This window comes from Cellulosimicrobium sp. E-16, from assembly GCF_049913115.1.
GTDB lineage: Bacteria > Actinomycetota > Actinomycetes > Actinomycetales > Cellulomonadaceae > Cellulosimicrobium.
This window is the reverse complement of sequence record NZ_CP183974.1, coordinates 1,143,001-1,156,972: the sequence shown is the minus strand read 5'-3', so window position 1 is coordinate 1,156,972 and position 13,972 is coordinate 1,143,001. Positions and strand designations below refer to the sequence as shown.

The 13,972-nt window shown below is 76.1% G+C and carries 15 protein-coding genes; 5 read left to right on the top strand and 10 right to left on the bottom strand.

What is annotated here, in order from left to right; genetic code table 11:
• Nucleotides 1-3: 3 nt before the first annotated feature.
• Complete coding sequence (locus ACN9MS_RS05040; RefSeq protein ID WP_047231563.1) at nt 4-327, bottom strand: DMT family transporter; 324 nt, start codon at nt 325-327, stop codon at nt 4-6.
• 75 nt (nt 328-402) lie between these two features.
• Complete coding sequence (locus ACN9MS_RS05035; protein WP_426311003.1) at nt 403-1,845, bottom strand: PLP-dependent aminotransferase family protein; 1,443 nt, start codon at nt 1,843-1,845, stop codon at nt 403-405.
• Between the two features lie 67 nt (nt 1,846-1,912).
• Here ACN9MS_RS05035 and ACN9MS_RS05030 point away from each other — a divergent pair, with 67 nt between their 5' ends.
• Nucleotides 1,913-2,935 (top strand): EamA family transporter, encoded by a 1,023-nt coding sequence (locus ACN9MS_RS05030; RefSeq protein ID WP_426311002.1) that lies wholly within the window; start codon nt 1,913-1,915, stop codon nt 2,933-2,935.
• Nucleotides 2,936-2,940: 5 nt separating this feature from the next.
• Nucleotides 2,941-3,960: a 1,4-dihydroxy-2-naphthoyl-CoA synthase gene (locus tag ACN9MS_RS05025; protein WP_426311001.1), complete on the top strand. Its 1,020-nt coding sequence runs from the start codon at nt 2,941-2,943 to the stop codon at nt 3,958-3,960.
• A 9-nt stretch (nt 3,961-3,969) separates the two neighbouring features.
• Here ACN9MS_RS05025 and ACN9MS_RS05020 read toward each other — a convergent pair whose 3' ends face one another.
• Both ACN9MS_RS05020 and ACN9MS_RS05015 read right to left on the bottom strand, forming a co-directional pair.
• On the bottom strand, nt 3,970-4,227 hold the full coding sequence (locus tag ACN9MS_RS05020) for a hypothetical protein (protein ID WP_047231562.1): 258 nt from the start codon (nt 4,225-4,227) through the stop codon (nt 3,970-3,972).
• Between the two features lie 139 nt (nt 4,228-4,366).
• Nucleotides 4,367-5,443: a DUF3048 domain-containing protein gene (locus ACN9MS_RS05015; RefSeq protein ID WP_426311000.1), complete on the bottom strand. Its 1,077-nt coding sequence runs from the start codon at nt 5,441-5,443 to the stop codon at nt 4,367-4,369.
• A 123-nt stretch (nt 5,444-5,566) separates the two neighbouring features.
• On the opposite strand from ACN9MS_RS05015, the gene ACN9MS_RS05010 reads away from it, so the two are divergent.
• Nucleotides 5,567-6,832 (top strand): AMP-binding enzyme, encoded by a 1,266-nt coding sequence (locus ACN9MS_RS05010; RefSeq protein ID WP_426311828.1) that lies wholly within the window; start codon nt 5,567-5,569, stop codon nt 6,830-6,832.
• A 53-nt stretch (nt 6,833-6,885) separates the two neighbouring features.
• Entirely contained in the window at nt 6,886-7,755 is an 870-nt protein-coding gene (locus ACN9MS_RS05005; protein WP_426310999.1) for a 1,4-dihydroxy-2-naphthoate polyprenyltransferase, read from the top strand.
• 27 nt (nt 7,756-7,782) lie between these two features.
• Here ACN9MS_RS05005 and ACN9MS_RS05000 read toward each other — a convergent pair whose 3' ends face one another.
• A complete protein-coding gene (locus ACN9MS_RS05000; protein ID WP_426310998.1) occupies nt 7,783-8,133 on the bottom strand; it encodes a DUF4229 domain-containing protein in 351 nt (116 codons plus the stop codon).
• A 31-nt stretch (nt 8,134-8,164) separates the two neighbouring features.
• Here ACN9MS_RS05000 and ACN9MS_RS04995 point away from each other — a divergent pair, with 31 nt between their 5' ends.
• Nucleotides 8,165-8,635: a PLD nuclease N-terminal domain-containing protein gene (locus ACN9MS_RS04995; RefSeq protein ID WP_426310997.1), complete on the top strand. Its 471-nt coding sequence runs from the start codon at nt 8,165-8,167 to the stop codon at nt 8,633-8,635.
• 106 nt (nt 8,636-8,741) lie between these two features.
• On the opposite strand, the gene ccsB is transcribed toward ACN9MS_RS04995, so the two are convergent.
• The 5 genes from ccsB to ACN9MS_RS04970 form a co-directional block, all read right to left on the bottom strand.
• Nucleotides 8,742-9,764 carry a c-type cytochrome biogenesis protein CcsB gene (gene ccsB, locus ACN9MS_RS04990; protein WP_426310996.1) on the bottom strand — a complete coding sequence of 341 codons (1,023 nt, stop codon included), beginning with the start codon at nt 9,762-9,764 and terminating at the stop codon, nt 8,742-8,744.
• Nucleotides 9,765-9,767: 3 nt separating this feature from the next.
• Complete coding sequence (resB, locus tag ACN9MS_RS04985; protein ID WP_426310995.1) at nt 9,768-11,657, bottom strand: cytochrome c biogenesis protein ResB; 1,890 nt, start codon at nt 11,655-11,657, stop codon at nt 9,768-9,770.
• A gap of 1 nt (nt 11,658) precedes the next feature.
• Nucleotides 11,659-12,414 (bottom strand): cytochrome c biogenesis CcdA family protein, encoded by a 756-nt coding sequence (locus ACN9MS_RS04980; RefSeq protein WP_426311827.1) that lies wholly within the window; start codon nt 12,412-12,414, stop codon nt 11,659-11,661.
• Between the two features lie 110 nt (nt 12,415-12,524).
• The gene (locus ACN9MS_RS04975; protein WP_426310994.1) at nt 12,525-13,157 is read right to left on the bottom strand and encodes a TlpA family protein disulfide reductase; all 633 of its coding nucleotides are present in this window, start codon (nt 13,155-13,157) and stop codon (nt 12,525-12,527) included.
• A gap of 127 nt (nt 13,158-13,284) precedes the next feature.
• Nucleotides 13,285-13,956, bottom strand: a complete 672-nt coding sequence (locus ACN9MS_RS04970; RefSeq protein WP_426310993.1) for a histidine phosphatase family protein — start codon at nt 13,954-13,956, stop codon at nt 13,285-13,287.
• Nucleotides 13,957-13,972: the final 16 nt, after the last annotated feature.

Genomic DNA, 13,972 nt, shown 5'->3' with positions numbered 1-13,972 from the left:
GTGTCAGTGCCCTCCCCCGGAGAGGTTGAGCCCGACGACCCCAGCGACGATCAGCACGAGGGAGATCACCTTGAGGATCGTGACGGGCTCGTCGAACAGGACGACGGCGAGGACGGCGGTGAGCGAGGCACCGATCCCCACCCAGACACCGTAGGCCACGCCGACGGGGAGGGACTTCAGGGCGATGCTCAGGCCGACCATGCTCAGGACGAGCATGACGACGAACGCGACGCTCGGCCAGAGCTTGGTGAAGCCGTGCGACGCCTTGAGGCTCAGGGCCCAGCCGGCTTCGAGCATGCCGGAGAGGATGAGGACGATCCATGCCATGGGGAGACTCCCTCGGGTCGACGCACCGGGTGGCAGGGCCCGCCGTCGTGCGCAGAACTGGTACTAACGTACCAGTTAATCGGAGCGGGTCAAGGCCGCCGCCCGCAGCACGTCCGCCACGAGCCCGACGTCGCCGTCGCGCACGCGCGCGGTGCCCACCACCACCCCCGCCCCGCGGCGGTCCACCCCCGTCCCGCTGAGTGGCTCGGCCGGGACCCCGACCGCGTGCAGGCCGTCGACCGCGGCGCGCTCGGCGGCCGGGCCGGGGAGCGGCACGACGAGATGCAGCCCGGCGGCGACCCCGCCCACCTCGACGCCCGGCAGGGCGCGCGCGAGCGCGTCGAGCAGCAGGCGCCGCCGCCGCTGGTAGACGAGCCGGGCCCGGCGAAGGTGCCGCTGGTGGGCGCCCGAGCCGAGCAGCGCCGCGAGCGCCGCCTGCTCGGGCACCGAGGTCCCGAGGTCCGCGTGCCGCTTCGCCTCCACCAGCGGCCCGACGACGGACGGCGGCGCCACGACCCAGCCGAGCCGCAGCGCGGGCGAGAGCAGCTTGGACACCGAGCCGAGCAGCACGACGCGCTCGGGGTCCAGGGCCTGCACGGAGGCCACCGGCTGCCGGTCGTACCGCAGCTCGGCGTCGTAGTCGTCCTCGAGGACGAGGCGGTCCCCCGCCGCCGCCCACGCGAGCAGCGCGCGCCGGCGCGCGGGCCCGAGGACGACCCCGAGCGGGAACTGGTGGGCGGGCGTCACGAGGACGGCACGCGCGTCGTCGGGCAGCAGGTCCGCGCGCAGGCCGTCGGCGTCCACGGGCACGCCGACCGTCCGCAGGCCGGCGTCGTGCAGCAGCTCGAGCGCCCCGCGCGACGACGGGTCCTCGACAGCCACCGCCACCCGCCCCGCGGGCGCGGGGCCCGCGACCCGTCCTGCGGCGAGCAGCCGGGCGAGGAGGGAGAGCGCCTGGGCGACCCCGCTCACCACGACCACGTCGTCCGCCGTGACGTGGGCCCCCCGCGCGCGCCGCAGGTGGAGCGCGAGCGCCTCGCGCAGCGCCGGCAGCCCCTGGGGGTCCGGGTAGCCCAGGTCGGCGTCGGCCAGGCTTCGCACGCCGTCGCGCACGGCGCGCGCCCACGCGGCGCGGGGGAAGAGCGCGGGGTCGGGCGTGCCGACGCTCACGGGCCGTGCCCCCGGCACGACGCCGGGTGCCGCACCGGTCGGGCGGGTCGCCGCCGTCCCCGCACCACCCGACGGCGGCGCGGGCAGCGCCGCCACGACGACCCCCGAGCGGGGCCGGGACACGAGCAGCCCTTCGCCGACGAGGACGTCGACGGCGGTGGTCACGGTGCCGCGCGAGACGCCGAGCGCCGCCGCCGCGTCACGGCTCGAGGGGAGCGCGGCGCCCGCCTCGAGCCGGCCGTCCACCACGGCCGCGCGCAGACCGGTGCGGAGCCACCGGCCGACGTCGCGGCCCGGTCGCGGCCCGAGGGCGAGCAGCAGCGCGTCGGGCTCGATCCGGCTCGTCATCTGGCCCAGTGAACCAGGCACGATCTGGACCTGCACCCTGGTCCAGACTCGACCCTACGGTCGACGCATGGCCCTCGCTCCTCGCCCTTCCCGCGGCGCCCCGTCCGATGACGGCGACCAGGCGCCCGACCGCCCCGGCCGGACGCGGTCCGGCGACCTCCGGTGCGCCGTCGGCATGGTGATCGTCGGCTCGTCGTTCGTCGCGTCCGCCGCCCTCGCCGACTTCCCGGTCCTCGGCGGGCAGGCCGCGCGCTACGCCGTCGCGGCGCTCGTCCTGCTCGCCGTCCTCGCCGCGCGGCGCGTGCCGTGGGTCCTGCCGTCACCGCGCGCGCTGCTGCGCCTGACCGCGCTCGCGGCGACCGGTCTCGTGGGGTTCAGCGTCCTCGTCGTCGAGAGCGCGGGGCGCGCGGACCCGTCCCTCGTCGGGGCGGTCGTCGGCGCCTCGCCCGTGGTGCTCGCCACGGCCGCCGCGCTCCGGGCGCGCCGCATCGCGGTCCGGACCCTCGCGGCGGCGGTCGTGGTGACGGGCGGCGTCGTGGTCGTCGAGGGCGGCGGCTCGGGGGACCCGGTCGGCGTCGCGCTCGCGCTCGGGGCGCTCGCGTGCGAGGTGTGCTTCTCGCTGCTCGCCGTGCCGCTCCTGCCGACGCTCGGCGCGCTGCGCGTCTCCGCGTACGCGTGCGTCCTGGCCGTCCCCCAGCTCGCCGTGCTCGGCGTCGTCCGGCAGCAGGTCACGGGGCAGCCGTTCCTCGTCGCCCCCGAGGCCGCCGAGCTCGCCGCGCTCGCCTACCTCGCCGTCGTCGTCACGGCCGTGGCGTTCCTGCTCTGGTACTCCGGGCTTGCCACGATCGGCCCCGCGCGGGCCGGCCTGTTCGCGGGCCTCCTGCCCGTCGCGGCGCTCGCAACCTCGGTCGCCCTCGGGTTCGAGGCGCTCGACGCCCGCTCCCTGGTCGGGACGCTCGTCGTCGGCGCCGGCCTCGTCCTCGGCCTCTCGACGCCGCCGCGAGACGGCGCCGCCCCGGCGTCCGCGCCCCACGCCGACGAACGGGCCCCCGCGCCGGGCGCGGGCCTCGCCCCGCAGCGGCTACCGTGACGACCGTGAGCAGCTCCGAACCCACCCCCGCCGTCCCCGCCGACGACCCGCGCGCGCACGCGCTCCCCCGCCAGGTGTCCGAGACGTTCGACCCGGGCGCGTGGCGCGACGTCGCCGGGTTCGAGGAGCTGACCGACGTCACGTACCACCGGGGCGTGGAGCGCGACGCGGCCGGCGCCGTCGTGCGCGACCTGCCCGTCGTGCGCGTCGCGTTCGACCGCCCGGAGGTGCGCAACGCGTTCCGCCCGCACACCGTGGACGAGCTGTACCGCGTGCTCGACCACGCGCGCATGACGTCCGACGTGGGGACCGTGCTCCTCACGGGCAACGGCCCCTCCCCCAAGGACGGCGGGTGGGCGTTCTGCTCCGGCGGCGACCAGCGGATCCGGGGACGCTCGGGCTACCAGTACACGACCGCGCCCGACGGCGGCGGCGACGTGCACACGCGCGACGCGGTGGACCCGGCCCGCGCGGGGCGCCTGCACATCCTCGAGGTGCAGCGGCTCATCCGGACGATGCCCAAGGTCGTGGTCGCGGTCGTCAACGGGTGGGCGGCGGGCGGCGGGCACTCGCTGCACGTCGTCGCGGACCTGTCGATCGCGAGCCGCGAGCACGCGCGGTTCAAGCAGACCGACGCGAACGTCGGCTCGTTCGACGGCGGCTACGGCTCGGCGTACCTGGCGCGGCAGGTGGGGCAGAAGCGGGCGCGGGAGATCTTCTTCCTCGCGCGGGAGTACTCGGCGCAGGACGCGTACGAGTGGGGGGCGGTGAACGAGGTCGCGGACCACGCGGACCTCGAGGCGCTCGCGATCGAGTACGCGCGCACGATCGCGTCGAAGTCGCCGCAGGCGATCCGGATGCTCAAGTTCGCGTTCAACCTCGCGGACGACGGGCTCATGGGCCAGCAGGTCTTCGCGGGCGAGGCGACGCGGCTCGCCTACCTGACCGACGAGGCCGTGGAGGGGCGCGACGCGTTCCTGGAGCGGCGCGACCCGGACTGGGGCCGGTTCGGCTACGCGTTCTGACCGTGGGGGTCAGGAGCCGGCGACGAGGCTCGTCAGCATCTCGATGAGGCCGCGGCCGACGAAGGCCGCGGCGACGGCGAGGCCGAACAGGAGCCCGACCGAGATCGCGACGGGCGCGGCCGAGCGGGCGGCGCCGGGCTCGTCGTCGCGCGGCGTGCGCGGGGCGTAGGACGGCGGGAGCCGGCCCTCGGTCGAGCGCTGCGCGGCGCCCTCGCCGGGGGTGCCGGGCTGGGAGGGGTGGACGGGGTGCGGGACGACGGTTGCCATGACTCCACGGTGCCGCCCGGGACCCCGTCTCCGCGTCGGCCCCGCGGCTCGACCTGGGTGCCCGCCGGTCCCCCTCGGGGCGGAGCGGTCGTACGCCGTGGGGAGGACCCGGGAGGCCGCCGCCGGACGAGTGCGGCCGTCAGGAGATCTCCCAGCTCCCGGACCCGATCGGCACGAGCTCGATCCACGAGGCCCCGGGCTCGAGCTCGACGGGTTTCCCGTCCGCCCCGGTCAGCACCACCGGGGACTCGACCGTCTCCTTGGACCACGTCACCGGCACCTGCTTGCCGCCGCTCGCGACGACGCCCTCGCCGGTCCCCACAAGCCTCGTCTCCGGGACGGGCACCCCCGCCGGGTCCTTGAACGCCGTGTCCTCCATCGGCGCGGACAGCAGCACGACGTTCGTCGCCGAGAGCCGCACCTCGTCCGACGACACGGCCGGGGTGTCGTCCTCGCTGCGCACGTAGCGCCCCTCGTCCGCGTTCCACTCCCACACGGCACGGCTCGCGAACGTGAGCCGCACGTCGAGGCGCGTCGCAGCGCTGCCCGCCACGGTGGCCGTGCCGTTCCCCGGCTCCCGGGCGAAGACGAGCTGGGCGGGCGGGGGCGCGGTGCGGTCGCCGTCGGCCTGGGCCCAGAAGTCCTCCGGGCTGCCGTACACGTTGTGCGGCGCACGGCGCGCGCGGGTCGTGGTGAACCCGTCGTCGCCCTCGTCCATGACGACCGACTGGACCCCCGCCGCACCCACGGCGTCGATGAACGGCTGCTGCCCGCCGGTGTACGCGAGGATCCCGTGCAGCGGACCGACGATCGCCGGGTCCATGGGCCGGACCGAGCGCACCGGCCCCACGCTCTCGGGGACCTGCGAGTGGTAGACGGCGACGAAGCGCGTGATGCCGCCCTCGACGACCTCCTCCCACACGACGTCGGCCAGCTCGAGACCGGTCTGCGGGCGCGCCTGGGGCGCGTTCTCGATCTTCACCGCGAGCGCCGGGCGGTCCGCGACCTCCTCGGCCTCGACGCCGGTGAGCGGCCAGACGAGCGGCACGTCCGGCGTCGGCGGTGCCCCCTTGTCCGCGGAGACGTCCGCGTCGACCGTCTCCGTCGTGGGCGCGGCCGGCTCGCCGCCGCACCCCGCGAGCAGGACCGACGCCGCGACGAGCGCGACCACCAGCCCCGCCCGGACCGCACCGGGTCCTCGTGCCGTCCTCGTCATCCTCGACCTTCCCGTCGGTCCAGGACCCGGTCCTGGCACTGCCCCTGCGACGGACGTGCGCTTCCCGGTCACCCTACGGCCCGGCCTACGCTGATCCGGTGAACCGCGCCGTCGTCCCCGCCGATCTCGACGCCCTGGTCGCGGCGGTCGGCGCCGCGCTCGACGGCGCCGGCCCCCCGGTGGCGCCCGTCCCGCTGCTCTCCCGGCCCGGGCACGCCGAGGTTCCGCCGGGCGCCGCGCTCGTCCTGCGCACGTCGGGCTCGACGGGCGAGCCGCGCGAGGTCGTGCTGTCCGCGGCGGCGCTGCGCGCCTCGGGCGCCGCGACGCACGAGCGGCTGGGCGGGCCCGGGCACTGGCTCCTCACGCTGCCCGCGACGCACGTCGCGGGCGTGCAGGTGGTCGCGCGCGCGCACGCGGCCGGGCGAGGCCTCACGGTCGCGCCGGAGGACGAGCCGTTCACCCCGGCCGGCTTCGCCGGGCTCGTCGCCCGGGCGCCGCGCGCCGAGCGCCGGTACGTCTCGCTCGTCCCCACGCAGGCTCCACCGCCTCCTCGCCGCGGCGGAGGCGGGCTCCGACGGCGGCGCCGCAGGCCTCGACGCGCTCCGCGCCCTCGACGCGGTCCTGCTCGGCGGCGCCGCGGCACCTCCCGCGCTGCTGCGCCGCGCGCGGGCGGCGGGCGCGCGCGTCGTGACCACGTACGGCATGACGGAGACGAGCGGCGGGTGCGTGTACGACGGCGTCCCGCTCGCGGGCGCGCGCGTACGCCTCGCCCGGCCCACGCCTGCGGACGGGCAGGGCCGCGCCACGGGGGTCGTCGAGCTCTCCGGGCCGTTCCTCGCCGACGGCTACCTCGGCGACCCGGCCGCGACCGCGTACGCGTTCCGCACCGATGACGACGGCACGCGCTGGTTCCGCACGAGCGACCTCGGCCGGCTCGACGGGGCGCCGGACGGCCCCTCGCTCACCGTCCTCGGCCGGGCGGACGACGTCGTCGTCACGGGCGGCGTCAACGTCGCCCCGGCCGCGGTCGAGGCCCTGGTCGCCGAGGTCGACGGCGTGGGCGAGGCGTGCGTCGTCGGCGTGCCGCACCCGGAGTGGGGGCAGGAGGTCGTCGCGGTCGTCACGACGGCCTGGCCCTCGCCCGCCGCTCCCGGCTCGGCCCCCGGCACCGGCACCGGCCCCGGCGCCGAGGGCTCGGTCGCGGTCGCGGACGCCCCGGCCGCGCTCGTCGCCACGGTCCGAGACCACGTCGCGGATAGGCTGGAGCGGGCGGCCGCACCGCGTCGCGTGCTCGTCGTCGTGGACCTCCCGCGCCGCGGGCCCGGCAAGGTGGACCGCGCCGCGGTGGCGCGGCTCGCCGTCGGGCACCTCCAGGCCCGCCCTGGGTGAGCCGCCCGCGGTCCCACCACCCTGCACGACCCGCACGACCGAGACGGAGCACCATGGCCAGCACCACCGAGTGGGTCGCGGGCGCGCGCCCGCGGACCCTTCCCGCCGCCGCGACGCCCGTCGTCGTCGGGTCCGGCGCCGCGGCCCAGGTGGACGGCTTCGCGTTCTGGCCCGCGCTGCTCGCCCTCGGCGTCGCGCTCGCGCTCCAGGTGGGCGTGAACTACGCGAACGACTACTCCGACGGCGTGCGCGGCACCGACCTCGACCGCGTCGGCCCCATGCGGCTCACCGCGACCGGCGCCGCGCGACCCGGGCAGGTGCGCGCCGCGGCGTTCGGCGCGTTCGGCGTCGCCGCCGTGCTCGGGCTCGTGCTCTGCGCGGTGACCGGTCACTGGTGGCTGATCGCCGTGGGCGCTCTCGCGATCCTCGCGGGCTGGTACTACACGGGCGGCCGCAACCCCTACGGCTACCGGGGCCTGGGCGAGGTCGGGGTCTTCGTCTTCTTCGGCCTGGTCGCCACGCTCGGCACCACCTACACGCAGGCGGGCGTGGTCACGTGGCCGTCGGCCGTCGGCGCGGTCGCGGTGGGCCTGCTCGCGTGCGCGATCCTCATGGTGAACAACATCCGCGACATCCCGACCGACGTCGTCGCGGGCAAGCGCACGCTCGCGGTCCGGCTCGGCGACTTCCGTGCCCGCCGGGCCTACGTCGCGATGATCTGGGTCCCGCTGCTGCTGGCGGTCGTGTGCGCGTTCGCGTCGCCCTGGGCGCTCGGCACCCTGGTCCTCCTGCTGCCGGCCGTGCTCCTCACGCTCCCGGTGATCGCGGGTGCGCGCGGGCCGCTCCTCGTGCCGGTGCTCGCCGGGACGGGGCTGTTCGAGCTCGCGTACGGCGTGTTGCTGGGGGTCGGGCTCGCGCTCTGAGCGCCGGCAGGCCGCGGCCCCGACGGCTCAGCGGGCCGACGACGTCCCGGGCCGCTCGGTCGGCGCCGGGTCCGCGCCCGGCGCCGCCGCGCCCTCCTCGCGGTCGAGGGCGGCATCGAGGGCCGCGTCCTCGGCCGCCGCGTCGTCCTCGATCTCGCGCGAGAACCGCTCGCCGGTGCGCGCGCGGTGCTCGGCTCGCGCGGCGAGGTAGCGCGACGCCGCCTCCCGGGGCCTGCGCAGGGTCAGGTACGACAGCATGAGCGCGACGACCGCGGCGACGAGGACGAGCAGCCAGCCCCGGAGGCCGGCGAACCAGAGCACGCCCAGCGCGGCGGCGAAGAGCAGCAGACGCAGGACGGAGTAGACGACGACAGGCACGACTCCAGGGTACGGCCCGTAGGCTGGAGCCATGCTTCGCGTGCTGCTCCCCCTCATCGCCGTCGGCCTCGCGGTCTACGCGCTCGTCGACCTCGCCTCGAGCGACGAGGAGGAACGCGGCGGCATCCCCAAGGGGCTGTGGATCGTCCTCATCATCCTGCTGCCGTTCCTCGGCCCCATCGCCTGGATCCTCGTCAAGCGTGCCGCGTCGCGCTCGGGCTCGCGGTACGCGGCCGGGCGCCCGTCGGGCGGCTCGTCGAACGGCGGCACGCGCCGGCGCCGCAGCGCCCCCGTCGCGCCCGACGACGACCCCGAGTTCCTCTGGCGGCTCGAGCAGCAGCAGCGTCGCCAGGCGCGGGACGAGGCACCCTCGCCCGCGACGGACGACGCTCCCCCGACGTCCGGGGACACGACGGAGGACGGCCGGACCGAGGACGACGGCGACGCGCGTCGACCAGGGGCGAGCAACGGGTCCGACGACGGCGACGACACCGCCCGCTGACCGACCGCGCAGGTCGAGCGCTGCGTCCGGGGTCGAGCGCCGCGCTCCTGGACGCAGCGCTCGCACGGGGACGCAGCGCTCGCTGGGCGCGCGGTGCCGGACCGGGTCAGTCGCCCGGGTTGAGGCCCGAGTACGAGTGCTTGCCGTTGAACAGCAGGTTCACGCCCGTGAAGTTGAACAGCACGCACGCGTAGCCGACGATCACGAAGTACGCCGCCCGGCGCCCGGACCAGCCGCGGGTCGTGCGGGCGTGCAGGTACGCCGCGTACACGATCCAGACGACGAAGCTCCAGACCTCCTTGGGGTCCCAGCCCCAGTAGCGGCCCCACGCGTGCTCGGCCCAGATCGCGCCACCGATGATGGTGAACGTCCACAGCACGAACGCGACCGCGTTGAGGCGGAAGCTCAGGGCCTCGAGCTGGAGCGGCCTCGGCGTCGAGTCGAGCCAGCGCCAGCCGCGCGCGCCGAGGAACGCGTTCCCGGTGTCGCGCGAGTCGCGCAGGAGCTGGAGCACCGACGTGACGAACGCGACGGTGAAGATGCCCGTCGCGATGATCGCGACGCCCACGTGGATGACGAGCCAGTACGACTGGAGCGCGGGCTGCACGCCGGTCGCGGCGACGAAGAACGCGTTCTGCGCGAGCACGAGGAAGAGCACCGCGAGGCCGGTGACGAACGACCCGAGGAAGCGGACGTCGCGCTTGAGGGAGACGCCGAGGAACACCGCGAGGGCCACGAAGGCGCCGACGAGCGTGAACTCGTACATGTTGGCCCACGGCGTGCGGCCCGCGGCGATCCCGCGCGTGACGATCGCGACGAGCAGCAGCGCCGTCCCGAGCCACGTGAGCGAGATCCCGATGTTGGCGGCCTTGCGCGACGGCTCGGGCGCGGCGACGGGTGCGGCGTCGACGGCGTCCGGAGCGCCCGGACCGTACGGCGAGGCGGCCGCCGCGCCGGCGCCCGCGAGCACCTCGGCGCCGGGCGCCTTCGCGTCGGCCCGCGCCTCGGCCCGGTCGTCGTCGGCGCGGCCCGCGAGCCGCGCGAGGTCGATCGCGAACGCGACGAGCGCGACGGTCAGGGCAGTCGCAGCGGCCCAGACGAGGTCCTGGCTCAGCTCGGCTACGGTCATCGGTCAGCCTTTCGTGCGCGGTCGCGCGGTCGGGTCCTGTGCGGGACGCGCGGTGGAGCGGGTGCGGTCGGCCGGTGCGCGTCCCGGCGACGAGGTGAGGTCACCCTCACCCGATGGTGCCACGCCCGGGAGCGCGGCGAGAAGCGAGTCCACCTCGCCTTGGAGGCCGGCGTCGTCCCCGCGGGCGAGGCCCGCGACGGCGACGACGGTGCGCTCGCGCGGGGCGTCGTCGCCCGTCCCGGGCACCTCCTCGCGCCAGGCGCGCACCCACACGCGGCGGCGCGGGGTGAACAGCGAGACGGCGAGCCCCGTGAGCGCGCCGAGCGCGAACACGAGCACCCACGTGAGCGACGGGTCGTGGCGCAGGTCGAGCGCGACGTAGCGCGGCAGCGAGTCGAACGTGATCGTGCCGAGGCCGTCGGGCAGGTCGACCGTCTCGCCAGGGGCGACGAGCAGCTTGACGCGCTCGCCGTCCTCGTCGACCGACGCCGTGAGGTCGTCGGTGTCGAGGCGGTAGACGTTCTGCGGCAGTCCCTCGTCGAGGCCGAGGTCGCCGCGGTAGACCTCGAGCACGAGCAGCGGGTTGATCGGCTGCGGGTACACCGACGCCGCGGTCTCGCCGTCCTCGCTGAGCTGGGCCGTCGGGAGGAAGTACCCGACGAGGCCGATCTGGTCGAGGCCGGAGGACACGTCGGGCACCTTGATGACGCCCCGCGAGGTGTACATCGTGTCCTCGGGCAGGAACGGCACGCGGCCGGAGAACGCGACCTCGCCGTCGGCGTCGTGCACCGTGACCTCGGGTGCGAACCCGTTGCCCTGGAGGTAGATCTTGGCGCCTCCCGCGGTGAGCGGGTGGTTGACCTTGATGGTCTCCTCGTGGGTCGTGCCGTCGGGGTCGCGCACGGTGACCGTCGCGGTGAAGTCGCGCGACTGCGCGAACGCGACGGAGTCCTGGGCGAACTCCGACTCGAACGCGTCGAGCGTCATCGAGAACGGCACGAGCGACGACGGCCGGAACCACGCGCCGTTCTCGAACGTGTCGTAGTCGACGACCGCGTTCGCGAACCCGCGGCCCTCCGTGACGATCGCCTGGCCGCGGTAGTGCAGGAGCTGGCCCGTCGCGACGGCGACCAGGAGGCCGACGAGCGAGAGGTGGAACAGCAGGTTGCCGGTCTCGCGCACGTAGCCCCGCTCGGCCGCCACCGTGCGCGCCGCGGGTCGCGCGGCGGCGCGGCCCCGCGCCGGGGCGGCCTCCTCGGCGCCCGTGTCGACGCGGAACGTCGGCAGCCAGCGCAGACGGCCACGCAGGTGGGTGCTCGCGGCCGCGACGACGTCGTCCGGCGACGCGTCGGTGACGGCGCGTGCCTGTGCCGGGAAGCGGTCGAAGCGCCGCGGCGTGCGCGGGGGGCGCGTGCGCAGCGCCTGCCAGTGCGCCTTCGTGCGCGGCAGGATGCACCCGACGAGCGAGACGAAGAGAAGGATGTAGATCGCGGAGAACCACACCGAGGCGTAGACGTCGAAGAAGCCGAGCCGGTCGAGCCACTCCCCCGTCGTCGGGTTCTCCTGGAGGTAGCGCAGCACGGCCGCCGGGTCCTGCGGGCGCTGCGGCAGGACGGAGCCGGGCACCGCCGCGACCGCGAGCAGCATGAGGAGCATGAGCGCGACGCGCATGCTCGTGAGCTGGCGCCACGTCCAGCGCAGCGTGCCGCGCCAGCCGAGCCGCGGGAGAGCCGGGCCGCCGTCGCCTCCCGCGCCGCCCCCGCCGCCCGACGGTGTCCGGTCCCCCGGGCCGTCGCCCGCGGAGAACGCGTCGTCGATGCCCTCGGGGCGGTAGCCCGTCGACGTCGTCGGACGCTCGTCTGATCTCTCGGCCCGGCTGGTCCGCTCGGTCATCTCACACCACCGTCACGTAGCCGTCGATCCAGCCCTGCATGGTCGTCGTCCACGTCGCCCACAGGCCTGTGACGAGCGCGAGGCCGATGAGCACCAGCAGCCCGCCGCCGATCCGCATGATCGCGAGGCGGTGCCGGCGCAGGAAGCCGAGCATGCGCTGCGAGCTCTGGAGCCCGAGCGCGATGAGCAGGAACGGCACGCCGAGACCGAGGCAGTAGGCGACCCCGAGGATCGCGCCACGGCCCGCAGAGGCCTCGTTCAGCGACAGCGACTGCACGGCGACGAGCGTCGGCCCGAGGCACGGCGTCCAGCCGAGCCCGAACACGATGCCGAGCAGCGGCGCTCCCCACAGCCCGGCCTGGGGGCTCAGGTGCAGGCGCCGCTCGCGCTGGAGGAACGGGACCGCCCCCATGAAGGCGAGCCCCATGAGGATGACGACCACGCCCAGGACGCGCGTGATGACGTCCTCCCAGCGGACCAGGTGCACGCCGATCGCGCCGGCCGCGACCATGAGTGCGACGAAGACCAGGGTGAACCCGGCGACGAAGAGCCCGACGCCCGCGAGGACCCGGCCGCGGCTCGGCGCCGCGACCCGGGTGGCCGTCGTCGTCCCTCCGGACGCGCCACGCCCGCTCCCGGCGTTCGCCGCGGCCATGCCCGAGACGTAGCCGACGTAGCCGGGCACGAGCGGCAGCACGCACGGCGACGCGAAGGAGACGAGCCCCGCCAGGATCGCCACCGGGACCGCCAGGAGCATCGACCCACTCCAGACCGTCGCGGCGAACGTGTCGCCGACGCTCGTCGCGGCGGCCGCGGGGAGTGCGGCGGTCGGGACGGTGGCGGCGAGGGACGCGAGGGTGACCACGGTCAGCCGGCCGCCTCGTCCTCGGCGAGCACGTCGTCGACGAGCGCGTCCAGGGTCGAGCCCTCGGCGAGCCCGATGACGCGCGCCGCGACGCGGCCCTCGCGGTCGAGCACGACCGTCGACGGCACCGCCTGGAGCGGCACGGTGCCGGAGAGCGCCGCGACGACCTCCCCGCTGCGGTCGTCGATCGACGGGTACGGCACCTCGAACCGGCGCTGGAACGCCTGCGCGGCGCCCGCCTCGTCGGTCGTGTTGATGCCGAGCACCTGCACGCCGTCCTCGGCGCGGTCGTTCGCGAGCGCCACGAGGTCGGGCGCCTCGGCGCGGCACGGCGCGCACGCCGCGTACCAGGTGTTGAGGACGACGACGTCGCCCAGCCAGGCGCCCGTGTCGACCTGCTCGCCCTCGTAGTCGGTGCCGGTGAGCGCGACGACGTCGCCCCGCTCGCCGGCGTCCCAGGTGCGGACCGAGCCGTCGCCGGAGACGTACCCCTGCCCGACGACGTCGGTCGTCGCGCCGGAGTCCTGGGCGCACGCCGCGAGGCCGAGCGCCGCGGCGACCACGGCGCCCGCGATCAGCACGCCGCGGACGGGCGGGAGGGCGCGCACGTCACGCGCGCGCGAGCTGGCGGTCACAGCGTCATCACGGGAGGCACCCTGCCCGGGGTTCCTGGACGCCACCTGAGAGACGTGACCTCCGCCACTCCCGAACGGGACGGTTCGGGCGTCCGGGCGGCGACGACGACGCGAGACATGACCGACGTCACGCCCCCGCGACGGTCGCGGCACCCGGGAGGAGGTCGGCGACCGGCTCGGAGTAGTGCAGGCCGACGAGGCGGTCGTCCTCGAAGTGCAGCGACGTGAGCGACGCGAGCGAGCACTGCCGCTTGCGCGGGTCGTGCCACAGCCGGCGGTTCTCGAAGCTCAGGCGCGTGAGCCACACGGGGAGCTGGTGGCTCACGAGGAGGGCCTCGTGGCCCGCGGCCTTGTCCCGGGCGTCGGCGACCGCGGCCCGCATGCGCGCGACCTGCTCGGTGTACGGCTCGCCCCAGGACGGCCGGAACGGGTTCCACAGGAAGCGCCAGTGCTGCGGGTGGCGCAGCGACCCGTCCCCGACGCCGAAGGTCATGCCCTCGAAGTGGTTCGCGGCCTCGATGAGCCGGTCGTCGGTGCCGAGCTCGATGCCGAACGCCTCGGCGGCCGGCGTGGCCGTCTCCTGGGCGCGCTGGAGCGGCGACGCGACGACGACGGCGAGGTCCGCGCGGGGGCGCGACGTGCCGTCGGGCCCGGGCTCGCCCGCGAGGTGCGCGGCGACCCGGCGGGCCATCTCGTGGCCCCGCTCCGAGAGGTGGTAGCCGGGGATGCGGCCGTAGAGGACGCCGTCGGGGTTGTGGACCTCGCCGTGGCGCAAGAGGTGGACGATGGTGGAGACCATGCGCACCAGTGTCCCG